Source organism: Allonocardiopsis opalescens (assembly GCF_003002095.1).
Taxonomy (GTDB): Bacteria; Actinomycetota; Actinomycetes; order Streptosporangiales; family Streptosporangiaceae; genus Allonocardiopsis; species Allonocardiopsis opalescens.
Window position 1 is genome coordinate 786,170 of the sequence record NZ_PVZC01000001.1, and the last position, 16,011, is coordinate 802,180.

A 16,011-nucleotide genomic window follows, 5' to 3' on the forward strand; every position below is an offset into this window, starting at 1 on the left:
GCAAGATGGTGGGGTGCCCACACTCGCAGACGTCGTCCACGACATCGAGCGCCACGCCGCCTCGGGCGGCTGGGACCAGCCGCCCGCGCTGTACGCCCTGGTGCCCACCGGCCGCCTCCGCGAGGAGCAGCCCGAACTCGCCGCCCAACTCGGCCTCGCCGAGTCCGAGCCCGACGGCCTCACCCCGCTGCGCCAGGACCGGCTGCCCGCCGACGTTCCGCTGGAGACGCTGCTGGAGCGGATCGCCTGGCCCGAGTCGGTGGCCGGCTGCGCCCTCGTACTGGAGCGGATCATGCTCGACGGCGCCGACGAGCCGCCGGACGGAGCCGACCCCGCCGAATGGGCGGCACGGCAGCCCGGCCGCGAGGACGTCCGCATGGTCGCCGCCGTGCTGCGCGACGGCTCCCGCCACTCCGCGCTGCGGATGCGCGCGCACGACAGCGACGACCAGGTGCTGTCCGGCCCCGACCTCATCCCGGCGCTGACCGCCGCCCTGGCCGTGACCCTGCGCGACTGAACGCTCCGGGCGCGTACGCGCGCCCGTCCGGCCGCACGGGACGGACACGGCGGAGCGCGGGGGGCGACGCCGCCGCACGCATCTACTACATTGCAGAGACCGAGCGGCTCCCCGCGGCCGCCGCCCGCGACGCCCGTCCCGCACCCGCGGCGCCCGGGAACCCGGCGGCTCGGCGGCGAGTTGAAGACAAGAGAAGCCATGGCATGCGGCGGTCACCACGCCCCGAGCAGCCTGTAGAGATCGACCCTGATAGGGGGAGGCGTGACCTTCCGTTCGCCCGGTGGAGCACAGGCGTCGCGAGGCCGCTCGCGGCTCATCGTGCCGGTGGTCGCCGCAGTAGTGATCCTCGTGATGCTCGTCGTGCTCTACGCGAGCTTCTGGACCGACTACCTGTGGTTCCGCTCGGTCGACTACACCGAGGTCTTCCTCACCCAGCTGCGCACCCAGGCCATCATGTTCGCCGCCGGCGCGGCCGTCATGGGCCTCTTCGTGGGCGTCAACACCTACATCGCCTACCGGGTCCGCCCCACCTACCGGCCGTTCTCCCTGGAGCAGCAGGGTCTTGAGCGCTACCGGATGACCATCGACCCCCTGCGCAGGATGATCTTCTGGGGCCTGGTCGGGGTGCTCGCGCTGATGGCCGGCGCCTCGGCGGCCGGCGGCTGGCAGACCTGGCTGACCTTCTCCAACCAGGAGCCCTTCGGCGTCACCGACCAGCAGTTCGGTACGGACATCTCCTTCTTCATGTTCACCTATCCGTTCATCCGGCTGGTGATGTCCTACCTGTTCGGCGGCGTGATCCTCGCGCTGATCACCTCCGTCATCACCCACTACGTCTACGGCGGGGTGCGGCTGCAGACCCAGGGCGAGCGCGCCACCCCGGCCGCGCGGGTGCACCTGTCGGTGCTGCTCGGCATCTTCGTGCTGCTCAAGGCGGTCGCCTACTGGCTCGACACCTACGGCCTGGCCTACTCCGAGCGCGGCTACGTGCACGGCCCGTCCTACACCGACGTCAACGCCCTGCTCCCGGCCAAGTACATCCTCGCCGGGATCGCGGTCATCTGCGCGCTGCTCTTCTTCGCCAACATCATCCGGCGCGGCGCCATGCTGCCGATCGTCGGCCTCCTCATGCTCGGCATCTCCGCCTTCCTGCTCGGCGTCGCCTACCCGGCGATCGTGCAGCAGTTCCAGGTGCAGCCGAACGAGGCGCGGATGGAGGAGCCCTACATCGAGCGCAACATCGAGGCCACCCGCGCCGCCTACGACGTCGCCGACGCCGAGATCATCGACTACAACGCCAACACCGAGCTGACGCCCAACGAACTGGCCAGCGAGGCCGAGACCATCTCCGGCGTGCGGCTGCTCGACCCCAACGTCGTCTCCACCGCCTACCAGCAGCTCCAGCAGATCCGCGGCTTCTACGAGTTCCCCGAGCAGCTGGACGTCGACCGGTACCCCGACGCCGAGGGCAACCTCCGCGACACCGTGATCGCCGCCCGCGAGATGGGCGCCGTTCCGGCCGACCAGGACAACTGGATCAACCGCCACCTCGTCTACACCCACGGCTACGGCCTGGTGGCCGCGCCCGGCAGCGAGGTCGACGACACCGGCCGGCCCGCGTTCATCGAGCGCGACATCCCGTCCAGCGGCGAGCTGGGCATCGACCAGCCCCGCATCTACTTCGGCGAGCGCACCTCCGACTACGCCATCGTCGGCGCGCCCGAGGGCGCGGCCCCCCGCGAGTACGACTACCCCGACGAGGCCAGCGGCGGCCAGCAGAGCTACACCTACACCGGCGACTCCGGCGTCCCCGTCGGCGGCTTCTTCAACCGGCTGCTCTACGCCATCGTGCTGCGCGACGCGAACTTCCTGCTCTCCACCAGCGAGCTGAACAGCGAGTCGCAGATCCTGCTGAACCGCGAGCCCCGCGAACGCATCCAGCAGGTCGCGCCCTTCCTCTCGCTCGACGGCAACCCGTACCCGGCGGTGGTCGACGGCCGGATCGTCTGGATCGTCGACGCCTACACCGTCTCCGACGCCTACCCCTACAGCCAGCGCGTCAGCTTCGGCGAGGCCACCAGCGACACCTCCACCCAGACCGGCGCCGTCCAGCAGCAGCCGACCGACCGCCTCAACTACATCCGCAACTCCGTCAAGGCCACGGTCGACGCCTACACGGGCGAGGTGAACCTCTACGAGTGGGACACCGAGGACCCCGTGCTGCACACCTGGATGAACGCCTTCCCCAGCGTCGTGCAGGAGCACGAGGAGATCCCGCAGGAGCTGCTGCAGCACTTCCGCTACCCCGAGGACCTGTTCAAGGTCCAGCGGCACATCCTGGCCCAGTACCACGTCACCGAGCCCGGCGCCTTCTACAGCGGCGGCGACTTCTGGCTGGTTCCCGACGACCCCACCCAGGAGTCCGGCATCTCGCAGCCGCCGTACTACCTGACCGTGCAGATGCCCTGCCCGTCGCGGCCCGAGGACAACGCCGAGGCCGCCGAGGGCGGCGGCGCCGCCGAGGAGCCGCCGTCGGAGACCGAGGGCGCGGAGGCCGACCAGTGCGACCCCGAGCCCCGGTTCTCGCTGACCTCCGCCTTCGTGCCGCGCGACCGGCCGAACCTCGCCGCCTTCATGGCGGTCAGCTCGGCGCCGGGGGAGGACTACGGCCAGATCCAGCTGCTCCAGCTGCCCACCGACTCCCCGATCCAGGGCCCCGGGCAGGTGCAGAACTCCTTCAACTCCGACACCGAGGTCGCCGACACCCTGAACGTGCTGCGGATCGGCGACTCCGAGACCATCAACGGCAACCTGCTCACCCTGCCCTTCGGTGGCGGACTCCTGTACGTGCAGCCCGTGTACGTCCAGTCCACCGAGAGCCAGGCCGAGCCCTACCCGGTGCTCCGCAGGGTGCTGGTCCTCTACGGCGGCTCCATCGGCTTCGGCACCAACCTCCAGGACGCCCTGAACCAGGTCTTCGAAGGCGACCCCAGCGAGCTCCCCGAGGACCTGGAAGGCGTCGAGGGCGGCACCGTCAGCCCTGAGGTCCGCGCGGCCCTCAACGACGCCACCGCCGCCTACGAGGCCGGCCAGGAGGCCCTCCAGGCCGGCGACTTCGCCGCCTACGGCGAGGCCAACGAAGACCTCGCCGCCGCCCTGGAGCAGGCCGCCCGCCTCATGGGCGGCGGCAGCCAGGTGGACGACTCCGGCACCGCCGAGCCGTCCCCCGCCCCCAGCCCCGAAGGCGAGTAACCCGAAAGCGGACCCGACCCACCACGGAGACCGGGAGCGGCCTTAGGCCGCTCCCGGTCTCCGTCGTATCCGACGACGCAGGCGTGCCCCCATCCCAACGCCGCCACGACCGAGGGAAGCGCAGCACGCCCCGAACCACAGCCGTCCCTCACCGGTCCGGTTCACGCCAAGCCACCACCGTGAACCCTCAACGTCATAGGGACGAGGTGCGCACCCCCAGAACCAAGAACAACGGCCGACGGCCCACCGGATTCAGTTCCCCCACACCGCCAACGCGAGAGCCCACTGGTATGGCGACGCGGCCCACAACCCCAGAACCACGAACATCAGTCGACCCCCCACCAGGTCCCGGCGCACCCCACACCACCGAGATGAAAACCCAAGGCCACCAGGACCGAAAAGCACCGCCCTCGCGAACACAAGCGAACCACCAAGCGGGTCGAGCCCCCACCTCGCCGAGGCGAGCCCGCAAAGGTGCCAGCGGAAAATGCAGCCTCAAGGCCGTGAACACCGCGTGCTGCTGCCCCCGGTCCGGTTTCCCCCCATCGCGGGGGGAGACTTCAACGGTGTCCAGGGGGTGAGGGGCGTAGCCCCACAGTGGTGAACGACGGCCGGTCTCCCACCGGGTTCCGCTTCACCCACGCCGCGGGGGTGCGGCCTCAACGGTGTGCGGGGTGAAGGGCGCAGCCCCACAGTCGCGAACGACGGCCGGTCACCCACCAGGTTCTGGTTCTCCCCACATCGCGGGGTGGGTCCTCAGCGGTGTCCGGGGGTGAGGGGCGCAGCCCCACAGCCGTGAACGACGGCCGGTCACCCACCAGGTTCTGGTTCTCCCCACATCGCGGGGTGGGTCCTCAGCGGTGTCCGGGGGTGAGGGGCGCAGCCCCACTGTCGTGCACGACGGTCGGTCACCCACTCGATTCCGGTTCCCCCACATCGCGGGGTGCGGCCTCAACGATGTGCGGGGGCGAGGGGCGCAGCCCCACAGTCGTGAACAACGGCCGATCCCCCACCGGGTTCTGGTTTCCCTCACATCGTCGGGGTGCGGCCTCGACGTTGTGGGGGTGGGGGGTCCAGGGGGGCGCCAGCCCCCCTGGTGTGGGGGGCTCCGGGGGGCCATGCCCCCCGGGCAGACACGCGAAGGGCCCGGCGGTGAAGCAAGCAGAAGGCTTGCGAACACACCGGGCCCAGGGCACGTAGCGGGGGCAGGATTTGAACCTGCGACCTCTGGGTTATGAGCCCAGCGAGCTACCGAACTGCTCCACCCCGCGTCGGGATGCCTTCAGTGTAGGGGGTGGGGGGCGCGGGTCCAAATCGTTTCACCGCAACCGCGCCCGCTGTGCGGTCGGGGCGGTGCCGTCGTCCGGTGGCGGGGGCGCGGGTCGGCTAGTTGGGCTGCGGTCTGGCGGTGTGGTGGTCGCGGGTGGTGCTGAAGCGCGCTTCGGTGGCGTGGCCGGGGAGCGGGGTGAGCTGGGCGCCCAGGCGGCGGGCGAGGGTGAGCATGGGGCCGTTGCCGGCGTCGGTGACGGTGTGGATCTCGGCGAGGCCGTGGTCGCGGGCGATGTGGAGGAGGAGGCGGGCCAGGTGGGTGCCGAGCCCGCGGCCCTGCCAGTCGTCCCGGACGAGGAGGGCCAGCTCGGCGGTGCCGGGGCGGTCCGTGTAGAGCAGGTGGCCGACGGCGGCGGCCTCCGACGCGCCTTCGGGGCGGGCCACCAGGCTGATGCCGCGGCCCGGATCGCAGAAGCCCTCGAACATGCGCGGTGTGAGGGCGTCGACCGCGCCGCCGTAGCGGGACCTGCGGCTCTCCGGGCTGCAGCGGTCGTGCAGCCGCTGCAGCTCCGACAGGTCGGCGGCGTCCAGCTCGCGCACGGTCAGACCGGCGCCGTCCGCCAGCCGGAGCCGGTGCACCCGTGACGGGGTGGCCGCGGAAGGGAGGACCGCACGCACCATCGCGTCGGCCCGGGCGGCCTCCGTCAGCGTGAACGGCATGGCGGGCCTTCGCAGCCGGATGTGCCGCGCGCCGCCCACCCGCACCAGCAGCTCCCCGCCGCCGTCCTGCTCAAGGTCGTCGGCGGACGCGGCGCCGTCGACCCAGGCGGCGTCCTCGGCACGCAGCAGATCGCGCAGCACCTCGGGCAGCGCCTGCGGACTCGCCTTCAACCGCGACGCGAGCAGCAGCACCCGGGTGGGTTCGTCGACCAGCTCCGCCGGACTCGCGGGGACCGCCGCGATCGTCTCCGCCGACGGCGCCTGGCGCAGCGCGTCCATCAGCGGCCCCGGATCACGCGGCCCCGTCACCAGGAACTCGTCGATCACCCCCGCCGAATCGATCTGCGCCGTGATCCCGAGGATGTTCTCCTTCGCGGCCGCCAGCACACGCGTCAGCCCGGCCAGGCGGCCAGGGCGGTCCTCCACCTTGACTCGGATTCGCCACAGAGGCACGACAGCTCCTTCGTCCGATCACTCCAGCCGACGGCGCGGCCTACGGCAGCCCGACCTCGACCCGGCCCGCACGCACCTGCACCGGATAGACCTCCACCGTCCGCGCACCCTCCAGATCCAGGCACCGCCCTGTGCACAGATCGAAACGCCGCCCCGACGACGGCGACCACACCGACGGGACACCCCCCACATCCGCGACCGCACCCGAACTCAGGCCGTAGGCGCCGCTCACCGGATCGAAATCGTCCAGCGCGTGCACCGTGCCCGCCGGAGTGCGGAACACCGCGATCTGGCAGCCGCGCAGCAGCGCCCGATGCCCATGGCCCGCCACCAGATCCGCCACCGGGCCCGCATCGATCCAATCGCCCAAGGCGATCGCACCCCAGTGCAAGCGCCCCGTCGACGGCGAGGCCAACGGATCAGGCACGGACAGCACCCGGACCATCGTCGGAACGGACATCAGCGGCTCCCTCGGTGTCGAAGCGGACGCGGCACGGACAGGCAAGAGCTCATAGCCCACCGCGACCCCGCCGACCCGCCACCGGCACCCGCCGACAGCGCCAACCGACCCGAACCCCGGAACCCGCCCGCACCGCCCACCGCACTTGTGGAGCGGCGGACGGCACCGATCCTCGCCCCCCGCTGTTTCCCGACCGGGTCTCCGCGATCACCACCAGGTAAAACCCGCCCCGCCCCGCACCGCCCCGAACCGATTTGCGGTGACCATCCGCAGGCCATAGAGTTACGGCATCCCGACGCGGGGTGGAGCAGTTCGGTAGCTCGCTGGGCTCATAACCCAGAGGTCGCAGGTTCAAATCCTGCCCCCGCTACGTGCCCTGGGCCCGGTGTGTTCGCAAGCCTTCTGCTTGCTTCACCGCCGGGCCCTTCGCGTGTCTGCCCGGGGGGCATGGCCCCCCGGAGCCCCCCACACCAGGGGGGCTGGCGCCCCCCTGGACCCCCCCACCCCCACAACGTCGAGGACTCACTCCGACGATGTGGGGGGAAACAGAATCGGGTCGGGACATCGGTCGTCGTTCACGGCTGTGGGGCTGCGCCCCTCGCCCCCGGGACATCGTTGAGGTCTCACCTCGGCGATGTGGGGTGAAGCGGAACCTGGTGGGTGACCGGTTGTCGTTCGCGGCTGTGGGGCTACGCCCCTCACCCCCGGACACCGTCGAGGACCCACCTCGGCGATGTGGGGTGAAGCGGAACCTGGTGGGGGATCGGCCGTCGTTCACGACTGTGGGGCGCTCCTCACCCCGCACACCGTTGAGGCCGCACCTTGACGGTGTGGGGGAATCTGGGGGCCGGAACCCGGTGGGAGGCCAGCCGTTGTCCAGGGCTGTGGGGTGCGCCCTCGCCTCCGACGGGGTTGAGAGCTGGTGAGGAAGAACCGTTGTTGTGCCTGGGCGGTTACGAGGGCTCTCGGGTGCTTTGGAGGAGCTTGCCGGAGCCGTCGGCGAGGACCCAGAAAGTCCAGCCGTTGCGGTTGGGGTTGACGTCGGGCTTGTAGTGGGTCACCACGGCGCGGGCGGCGCCGGTCGGGGACTTGAAGCTCTGGCCGGTGAGCGGGCCCGACGTGATGTCGATTCGCGAAGTGCTCGGGTCGTACCTGCCCTGCGTGCGGTGTCCTTCGTAGTCGGCGTACACCGGCAGGCCGCTGGCCGTCTCCGGATGCTCCATTTCCTCTGTTTTCGCAGACGGCATGCTCGCGGAAGCCACCAGTCGTGCAACCACCTCGCCTGCGGTGCAGCCGCTCATGCGGGCTGCGAACTCAAGTGAGCGGTAGGTCTGCTCATCTACTTCGATCGTCGTGGGCATCGCCACTCCTTCCTCGCGAAGAAGTTAGCGACGAAAAAGAAGAATTTCAAGCAGTTGGAGGAGGGGAAAGTTCGGGGCTGTGCGGTTCAGGGGCAGGGGCTCGTGGTTCGGAGATCGCGTCCTTGCGCCGTACGAGCCGGGGGGTACGCAGCGAGGGGGCGGTTCTACTCCAGTTCGAAGCCGTCGCAGGAGACGAAGGTCTCGCCGTCGGGGCCGGTGGTGTACCACAGGACGGTGTAGACGCCTGTCGAGATCTCCTCGGGGGTGGGGGTGTAGTCGGCGGGGAAGGCGGTTTCGGCCCATTCGGCGGCGGCCGCGGTGGCCTCGGCGGTGAAGACGGTGCCGTCGGGTGAGGTGACGCGGGCCTGGACGGGGATCTCGGCGGAGCCTTCGGCGTCGCGGAGCGCCACCCGGACCTCGGCGTCGGTCCCGACAGGGCTGCGGGGGGCGGCGGTCTGCCAGGAGCCCGCCACGGTGGTGGTCAGGTGCGGCTCGCAGGTCATCGTCTCGGGGGAGAAGGCGATGTCCGGGGGCACCTCGACCGCCTGGGGCGTGGCGTTGTCGGCGGCCGCGGGCTCGTCGGCGGCGGGTGCGCCGCAAGCGGCGGCGAGCACGAGTAGCGCCGCGGCGGGGGCGGTGAGGAAGCGCGATGCGAGGTTCACGGGCGGCAGCGTAGCCAACCAGGCGCGAGCGTGGGGCATACGCGCGCGATTCGGACGACCGTGAGGACTGCGCCCCCTGAGGCGCGCGCACGGGAAGCGGATCCAGCGCGGGGCGGCACCGGAGAATTCGATCAGGGAGCACAGGAACCGGCCAGGGAACTGGACCGGGTGCCGGCGTGCCGCCGAGGCACCGGACGTACGCACGGCCGCGTCGGGGTGCGGACGGACCGCGCCCCCAGGCCACCACCCGAGGGCCGCACACCAGGGCCGCGAGCCGCGCACCACCATCCGGAAAACCGGCCCCTCCGCCGCCCCCGCGGCGGTCCCCCTCCCGCCCGGGGGGACGACCCCAACACCATTTTCGCGCGCATCGCGGTCCGACCGCGAGAGCCGGGCGGGGGCTGTGGACAACACCGCCCACGCCGCCAGCAAACTGTGGACAACCCGGCCGGAACGGCACGCCCGTGCACCAGATGGTGTAGGCGGAGATCGCGAGTAGAGCGGGGGTCAGGCCAGGCGGAGTTTCGGGTCGCCGCCGAGTCGGGCGAGGACCTCGGCGTGCAGGTGGCCGTTGGTGCAGACGATGCTGCCGCCGTCGACGCTGTTCTGGCCGTTGAGGTCGGTGTAGGTGCCGCCGGCCTCCTCCACGAGGACGGTCAGCGCGGCCATGTCCCACAGGGACAGTTCCGGCTCGGCCGACACGTCGACGGCGCCCTCGGCGACCATGACGTGTGACCAGAAGTCGCCGTACGCACGGGTGCGCCAGACCGAGCGCGTCAGGTCGACGAACTGGTCGAAGCGGCCCGCGGCCTCCCATTCGGCCAGGTCGGAGAAGGACAGGGAGGCGTCGCTGATCTTGGAGACGCCCGACACCTGGCAGCGCGACGCCTTGGCCAGGCTCCGGCCCGACCAGGCGCCGCCGTTGCGGGCGGCCCACCAGCGGCGGTTCAGGGCGGGGGCCGAGATGAGACCGACGACGACTTCGGGGCCGTCCATCAGGGCGATCAGCGTCGCCCAGACGGGGACGCCGCGCACGTAGTTGCGGGTGCCGTCGATCGGGTCGAGCACCCAGCAGCGGGTGGCGCGGCCGGTGCGGCCGTACTCCTCGCCGATGACGGCGTCGCGGGGCCGGGCGCGCTTGAGGATGCCGCGCAGCACCTCCTCCACGGCGCGGTCGGCGTCGGTGACCGGCGTCAGGTCCGGTTTGGTGTCGATGGTCAGATCGAGGGCTCGGAACCGGCGAGTGGAGACATCGTCGGCCGCGTCCGCGAGGACGTGGGCGAGACGCAGGTCATCGTCAAAGGCCGCCATGCCGCGAAACGCTACCGTGCTTGGCGCTTCGCCAGTAGATCCACCACCCCGGAGAGGCGTGTCCGCACCGCAACGGCGGACCGCGCGCCGTCGCTGCGACACTGGGGCCATGAGCGAACAACTGCGCTATCAGGAGATCGCGCCGCCGGCCTTCCTGTTCGACCTCGACGGCACGCTGATCGACAGCGTCTACCAGCACGTGATCGCGTGGCGGACCGCGCTCGCGGAGATGGGGATCGACCTGTCCGTCTGGCGGATCCACCGCAGGATCGGCATGAGCGGCGGCCTGTTCGTGGCGGCGCTGCTCCGCGAGACGGGGGTGCGACTGAGCACCGAGCAGCTCGAGGCGCTGCAACGCGCCCACGCGCGCGAGTACAACGCCCAGATCGACTCGGTGCGCGCGCTGCCCGGCGCCCCCGAACTGCTGCGCAGCCTGACCGAGCGCGGCATCCCGTGGGCCATCGCGACCAGCGGCCGCGCCGAGACGGCCAGGTCGGCGCTCGGCACGCTCGGACTGCCCGAGGACACCCCCATGGTCACCCGCGACCTGGTCCGCTACGCCAAGCCCGACCCCGACCTGTTCCTGGCCGCCGCCTCCCTGCTCGGCGTCGACCCGGGCAACGCGATGGTGGTGGGCGACAGCGTCTGGGACCTGCTCGCCGCCCGCCGCGCGGGCGCCCTCGGCGTCGGACTGCTCTCCGGCGGCTACGGCCGCGAGGAACTGGAGCGCACCGGCGCCTTCCGCGTCTACACGGACCCCGCCGACCTGCTCCAGCGCCTGGACGAGCTGGGCGTCCGGCAGTAGCGGCCGGAGTGCGGGGATGGTGCGGCGGGCCGGGCGCGCAGGCTCGTGCCGCGCGGTCCGCCGACTTCCGCCGCCCGCTGCGAGCGGTGGTCCGTCCGACCCGTCGCGCCGTGACCAGGCACGGGCCGGCACTGCTTCCTCCGGCCGCGTGAACGGCCCCAGTGCCGGGACTGGCTCTACTCGTGGTCGCCTACACCATCTGGTGCGCCGGGTGCTCCGGTGCGCGGGGTTGTCCACAGTTTGTCGGTGGCGTGGGCGGTGTTGTCCACAGCCCCCGCCCGGCTCTCGCGGTCAGACCGCGATGCGCGCGAAAATGGTGTTGGGGTCGTCCCCCCGGGCGGGAGGGGGACCGCCGCGGGGGTTGGGGGATCCGCTGGACGTGGTTCGCGGGCCCCGGGGGAGTCGAGTATCCGGTGCGCCCCTCTTCGCGATGTCCGGGGATACGGTCCGCTGACAGGGCCCTGAGGGCAGGACCACCTGGTGTGCCCTCTGGGGGTCTGGCTCCGTGACCCTGGCGTCAACGGGTTCACCCCGGCCCGCTCCAACGGTACGGCTCCGCGCACCACGGCTCGCGGATGCCGCTACGCCCTCACGGTTCGTCGTCAGGGCGGTTGGTCAGGAGGCGACGGAGCGAGTCGAGGCGGGTGGCGCGGGCGTTGCCGCGGGCGACCCAGGCGTCCAGGGCGCAGTCGGGGGTGAGGTGGTCGCAGCCGGGCGGGCAGTCGGCGGTGGCCTCGACCAGGTCGGGGAAGGCGGCCGCGACGGTCTGCGGGTCGACGTGGGCCAGGCCGAAGCTGCGGACGCCGGGGGTGTCGACGATCCAGCCGCCACCGGAGTCGGCGGGCAGCGGGAAGGCGACGGCGGAGGTGGAGGTGTGCCGACCGCGGCCGGTCACCGGGTTCACGCCGCCGACGGCCCGGTCGGCGTCCGGTACCAGCGCGTTGACCAGGGTGGACTTGCCCACTCCTGAGGAGCCGATGAACACGCTGGAGCGGCCGGTGAGGTGGGTGCGCAGTTCGTCGAGGCTGCCGCCCCGGCCGGTGACCACGCAGGGCACCTCGAGTTCGCGGTAGAGGTCGGCCAGGTCGCCCGGCTCGGCGAGGTCGGACTTGGTGAGGCAGAGCAGCGGCAGCAGGTCGGCGTCGAAGGCGGCGACCAGGCAGCGGTCCACGAACCTCGGCCGGATCGGCGGGTCGGCCAGCGAGGTGACGATGACGAGCTGGTCGGCGTTGGCGACGATCACCCGCTCCACCGGGTCGGTGTCGTCGGCGGTGCGGCGCAGCACCGAGGCGCGGTCCTCCACCCGCACCACCCGCGCCAGCGTATCGGGGCGGCCCGAGAGGTCGCCGACGAGCCGCACCCGGTCGCCCACCACGATGCTGCCCCGGCCCAGCTCGCGGGCCTTCATCGCGGTGACGGACCGCTCCTCGACCAGGCAGGTGTACCGGCCCCGGTCCACGGTGACGACGCGCCCCTCGGCCGCGTCGTCGTGGCTGGGCCGGGTGCGGGTGCGCGGCCGAGAGCCGGGGCGCGGGCGGACCCGGACGCTGTCCTCGTCGACGTAGCGCCGGCGGGTCAGGACGCGTCCCCCAGCATCGACGCCCACATCCCGGGGAAGTCGGGGAGGGTCTTGCCGGTGGTGGCGATGTCGTCGACCGCGACGCCGGGCCTGACCAGGCCGATCACCGCGCCCGCCGTGGCGAGGCGGTGGTCGTCGTAGCTGCGGAACAGGCCGCCGCGCAGCGGCCGCGGCCGGATCTCCAGGCCGTCGTCCAGCTCGGTCACCTCGCCGCCGAGTCCGTTGATCTCGGCGGCCAGCGCGGCGATCCGGTCGGTCTCGTGCCGGCGCAGGTGCGCCACCCCGGTCAGCCGGCTCGGGGAGTCGGCCAGCGCCGCCACGGCCGCGATGGTGGGGGTCAGCTCGCCGACGTCGTGCAGGTCGGCCTCGATGCCGTGGACGGCGCCGCCGCCGCGCAGGGTCAGGCCGCCGTCGGAGAAGGCGACCTCGCCGCCCATCCGGGCGAAGATCTCGCGCAGGGCGTCGCCGGGCTGGGTGGTCTCGGCGGGCCAGCCGGGGATGGTGACGGTGCCGCCGGTGACCAGCGCCGCGGCCAGGAACGGGGCGGCATTGGAGAGGTCGGGTTCCACCTCGATCCGCGCGGGCCGCAGCTCGCCGGGGGCCACCCGCCACAGGTCGGGCGCCGACGCCTCGACCCGCGCGCCCGCCGCCCGCAGCATCTGGAGGGTCATCTCGATGTGCGGCTGCGAGGGCACCGGCGGGCCGGAGTGGCGCACCTCCACCCCCTTGTCGAAGCGCGCGCCGGCCAGCAGCAGGCCCGACACCAGCTGCGAGGAGCCCGAGGCGTCCAGGGTGACGGGGCCGCCGGCCAGCGCGCCGCGGCCGCGGACGGTGAGGGGGAGCGCGCCGCGCCCGCCGTCGTCGATCTCGGCGCCGAGCGCGCGCAGTGCCCCGAGCAGCGGGCCGATCGGCCGCTCGCGGGCGCGGGGGTCGCCGTCGAAGGCGACGGGCCCCGAGGCCAGTGCGGCGAGCGGCGGGACGAAGCGCATCACCGTGCCGGCATTGCCCACGTCGACGGCGGCCGGGCCGCGCAGCGGGCCCGGAGTGACCTGCCAGTCGGCACCGGAGGCGTCCGCGACGTCGACGCCCATCGCCCGCAGCGCTCCCGCCATCAGCAGGGTGTCGCGGCTGCGCAGCGGCGCGTGCACGCGTACGGGGGCGGCGGCCAGCGCGGCCAGGACCAGGGCGCGGTTGGTCATGGACTTCGACCCGGGCAGCCGGACGGTGGCGCGCACCGGGGTGCGGGCGGTCGGCGCGGGCCAGTGGCCGGGGTGCTGGGTCTGCTGCATGGGCACCAAGTCTAGGCGAGGTGCCCCGCCGTCAGCGGGGAAGCAGCCGCTCCGCACCGGTCCGCGCCCGGCGCACGGTGCGGCGGGAGCGGGCGCGTACCTCGCGGGTGCCGCCGCGCACGCTCTTGGAGACGTTCCTGGCGTTCTTGGAGACGCTCTTGGAGAGGTCTTCGGCGCCCTTGGAGACGTTCTTGGACAGCTCGCCGGCGCCGCGCCGCAGCGAGCTCGGCCGCTTCTTCGGCTCGGTGGCCACCATCAGCACCGCGCCGAGCAGGCCGAGGTCGCGGGCGAGGCGGTCGGAGCCGCCCTTGCGCTCGCCGTCCTCGCCCCGCAGCCGGTACTCCACCAGCAGGTTCGGCACCATGTGCACCGCGAGGGCGGCGCAGGCGAGCCTGCGGTTCCAGCCGAGCAGGAGCAGGGCGCCTCCGGCGACCCCGAGCGCGCCCTGGAGCCGCACCACGGTCTCGGGGTCGTCGGGCACCCACGGGTAGCGGCCGGAGAGCCGCCGCAGGACGGGGGCGAGCGCGTCGGCGGGCGGGCCCGGTTCGCGCAGCTGCTGAACGCCGCTGAGCACGAAGGGCACCGCGAGCATCCGCTGCGCCTGACTGCGTAGGAGTCCCATGTAGGTCTATCTGGCCGCTGCGCCGCCGGGCAAACCTCGGCTCCGCGCGGCCGCGCGGAGACCCGCGGACGGGGGCGCGGCGCGGGCTCCCAGGGGAGCGGGCGGGAAGGGCGGGTCCGGCCGGTGCGGGCGCGCGGGTCCCCTAGGCTGGCGGCATGTGCGGCAGGTACGCCCTGGCCCGGACGCGCGGACAGCTGCAGATGGAGTTCGGCGCGGAGTGGGCCGTCCCCGAGGAGCTGACCCCCGATTACAACGTCGCGCCGACCAAGCGCGTCTACGCGGTGCTGGAGCGCCGCGTCGCGCCCGGCGCGCCGCCGCGCCGCGAGCTGCGCGACCTGCGCTGGGGGCTGGTGCCCTCCTGGTCGAAGGACTCCGGCGGCGCGGCGAAGATGATCAACGCGCGGCTGGAGTCGGTCGCCGAGAAGCCGGCCTTCCGCGGCGCCCTCGCCCGGCGCCGCTGCCTGGTCCCGGTCGACGGGTACTACGAATGGCTGGTGGAGGGGGCCGACCGCCCGCGCTCCCAGCAGCGGCGCCACCCTTACCACGTCAGCTTCCGCGGCGGCCGCCCGCTCGCGCTGGCCGGACTCTACGAGCTGTGGCGCGATCCCGTGCGGCCCGACGGCGACCCCGACGCCTGGTGGCGCACCTGCGCGATCATCACCACCGAGGCCAATCCGGAGATCCGCGGCATCCACCACCGGATGCCGATGCCGGTGGCCCCGTCGGTCTGGGACCGCTGGCTCGATCCCGCCCTCACCGACACCGACGAGGTGCTGGGGCTGCTCCGGCCGCCGCCGGAGGGCTCGCTGGCGGCGCACCGGGTCGGCGACGCCGTCAACAGCGTGCGCAACAACGACCCCTCGCTGCTGCGGCCGCACCAGCCCGAGCCGGAACCGGAGGAGGCGCAGCTGTTCTAGCGGTCCGCGGCTCAGGGCTTGCGGGCGCTGGCGACCAGGTGCATCCCGCTGAACTCCGCGGAGTCGGCCGCCTCCAGCTCCGCCTGGACCAGGCGGGGCAGCGCGCGCTCGTTGGACGACAGCACCAGTTCGACCGTTGAGGCCGACAGCACCGTGCGCGGCTTCATCCACTCCAGTTCGAGGCCGGTGTCGGAGACCAGTTCGCGCAGCTGGTCGCCGGTGAAGCAGCGGGTGATGGTGCCGTCGGGCCAGGGGACCAGCAGCACCTCGGCCGCGGCCGCGTTGGCGAGTTCGCGCCAGCGGTCCTGCTCGGCCAGCAGGGCCATGCCGAGCACCACGGAGTCGACGCACAGCAGCGCCCGGCCGCCGGGCCGCAGCACCCGGGCGATCTCGCCCATCAGCGCCTCGGTGACCAGCTGCCGCGACAGCACCTGGCTGTCGGCGATCACCGCGTCGAAGGATCCGTCGGTGAAGAAGGACAGGAAGGTGCCGTCACCGATGACGGGGTGCAGCCGGGAGTCGAGGGCGGGGAGGTCGGCCGGCTTGCGCGGGTCGACCACGGCCACCACGTCGTGTCCGGCCAGCACGGCGTGCCGGGTGCTCGCGGAGTTCACGCCGGACAGGTCGAGCAGGCGGCCCGGCGGGCGCGGCAGCCAGCGGTTCAGCTGGGCGGACGCGACCGCCCAGTAGAACCGCCAGTACGCCGAGGGCGAGTCGCTCGCGGCGAAATGACTCGCCGGGGATGGGCGCACGGGTGCTCCTCCCCATGAGGGTTGTCCTTACTCTGCCACGCC

The 16,011-nt window shown here is 72.8% G+C and carries 13 protein-coding genes and 2 tRNA genes; 5 read left to right on the top strand and 10 right to left on the bottom strand.

What is annotated here, in order from left to right:
- Positions 1–13 precede the first annotated feature (13 nt).
- Both CLV72_RS03100 and CLV72_RS03105 read left to right on the top strand, forming a co-directional pair.
- On the top strand, positions 14–517 hold the full coding sequence (locus tag CLV72_RS03100; RefSeq protein ID WP_106238785.1) for a PPA1309 family protein: 504 nt from the start codon (positions 14–16) through the stop codon (positions 515–517).
- 351 nt (positions 518–868) lie between these two features.
- Positions 869–3,769 (top strand): UPF0182 family membrane protein, encoded by a 2,901-nt coding sequence (locus CLV72_RS03105; RefSeq protein WP_245929915.1) that lies wholly within the window; start codon positions 869–871, stop codon positions 3,767–3,769.
- A 1,197-nt stretch (positions 3,770–4,966) separates the two neighbouring features.
- Here CLV72_RS03105 and CLV72_RS03110 read toward each other — a convergent pair.
- The 3 genes from CLV72_RS03110 to CLV72_RS03120 all read right to left on the bottom strand — a co-directional run bounded on the left by CLV72_RS03110 (position 4,967) and on the right by CLV72_RS03120 (position 6,671).
- Positions 4,967–5,040: transfer RNA gene (locus CLV72_RS03110), tRNA-Met, on the bottom strand.
- A 115-nt stretch (positions 5,041–5,155) separates the two neighbouring features.
- On the bottom strand, positions 5,156–6,211 hold the full coding sequence (locus CLV72_RS03115; RefSeq protein WP_106238793.1) for a GNAT family N-acetyltransferase: 1,056 nt from the start codon (positions 6,209–6,211) through the stop codon (positions 5,156–5,158).
- 40 nt (positions 6,212–6,251) lie between these two features.
- Positions 6,252–6,671, bottom strand: a complete 420-nt coding sequence (locus CLV72_RS03120; protein WP_211302672.1) for a nitrite reductase small subunit NirD — start codon at positions 6,669–6,671, stop codon at positions 6,252–6,254.
- Positions 6,672–6,967: 296 nt separating this feature from the next.
- On the opposite strand from CLV72_RS03120, the gene CLV72_RS03125 reads away from it, so the two are divergent.
- Positions 6,968–7,041, top strand: a tRNA-Met gene (locus CLV72_RS03125).
- Between the two features lie 583 nt (positions 7,042–7,624).
- Here the strand turns inward: CLV72_RS03125 and CLV72_RS03130 are convergent.
- The 3 genes from CLV72_RS03130 to hisN all read right to left on the bottom strand — a co-directional run bounded on the left by CLV72_RS03130 (position 7,625) and on the right by hisN (position 10,005).
- Positions 7,625–8,032 carry a hypothetical protein gene (locus CLV72_RS03130; protein ID WP_106238796.1) on the bottom strand — a complete coding sequence of 136 codons (408 nt, stop codon included), beginning with the start codon at positions 8,030–8,032 and terminating at the stop codon, positions 7,625–7,627.
- A gap of 164 nt (positions 8,033–8,196) precedes the next feature.
- On the bottom strand, positions 8,197–8,694 hold the full coding sequence (locus CLV72_RS03135) for a hypothetical protein (RefSeq protein ID WP_106238800.1): 498 nt from the start codon (positions 8,692–8,694) through the stop codon (positions 8,197–8,199).
- 507 nt (positions 8,695–9,201) lie between these two features.
- Complete coding sequence (gene hisN / locus CLV72_RS03140; RefSeq protein ID WP_106238803.1) at positions 9,202–10,005, bottom strand: histidinol-phosphatase; 804 nt, start codon at positions 10,003–10,005, stop codon at positions 9,202–9,204.
- Between the two features lie 109 nt (positions 10,006–10,114).
- On the opposite strand from hisN, the gene CLV72_RS03145 reads away from it, so the two are divergent.
- Positions 10,115–10,810, top strand: coding sequence for an HAD family hydrolase (locus CLV72_RS03145; protein ID WP_106238807.1), 696 nt, complete (start codon positions 10,115–10,117; stop codon positions 10,808–10,810).
- Positions 10,811–11,399: 589 nt separating this feature from the next.
- Here the strand turns inward: CLV72_RS03145 and rsgA are convergent.
- Genes rsgA through CLV72_RS03160 form a run of 3 tightly spaced genes read right to left on the bottom strand, consistent with a single transcriptional unit; the run spans position 11,400 to position 14,300 of the window.
- Positions 11,400–12,416 (bottom strand): ribosome small subunit-dependent GTPase A, encoded by a 1,017-nt coding sequence (gene rsgA, locus CLV72_RS03150; RefSeq protein ID WP_245929834.1) that lies wholly within the window; start codon positions 12,414–12,416, stop codon positions 11,400–11,402.
- Positions 12,386–13,678 (bottom strand): 3-phosphoshikimate 1-carboxyvinyltransferase, encoded by a 1,293-nt coding sequence (gene aroA / locus CLV72_RS03155; RefSeq protein ID WP_106238810.1) that lies wholly within the window; start codon positions 13,676–13,678, stop codon positions 12,386–12,388. The genes rsgA and aroA overlap by 31 nt, the downstream gene beginning before the upstream one ends.
- Before the next feature lie 31 nt (positions 13,679–13,709).
- A complete protein-coding gene (locus CLV72_RS03160) occupies positions 13,710–14,300 on the bottom strand; it encodes a DoxX family protein (protein ID WP_106238813.1) in 591 nt (196 codons plus the stop codon).
- A 155-nt stretch (positions 14,301–14,455) separates the two neighbouring features.
- Between CLV72_RS03160 and CLV72_RS03165 the strand changes: the two genes are divergently transcribed.
- Complete coding sequence (locus tag CLV72_RS03165) at positions 14,456–15,217, top strand: SOS response-associated peptidase (protein ID WP_106238817.1); 762 nt, start codon at positions 14,456–14,458, stop codon at positions 15,215–15,217.
- A gap of 11 nt (positions 15,218–15,228) precedes the next feature.
- Here CLV72_RS03165 and CLV72_RS03170 read toward each other — a convergent pair whose 3' ends face one another.
- Entirely contained in the window at positions 15,229–15,969 is a 741-nt protein-coding gene (locus CLV72_RS03170) for a class I SAM-dependent methyltransferase (RefSeq protein ID WP_106238821.1), read from the bottom strand.
- Positions 15,970–16,011 lie beyond the last annotated feature (42 nt).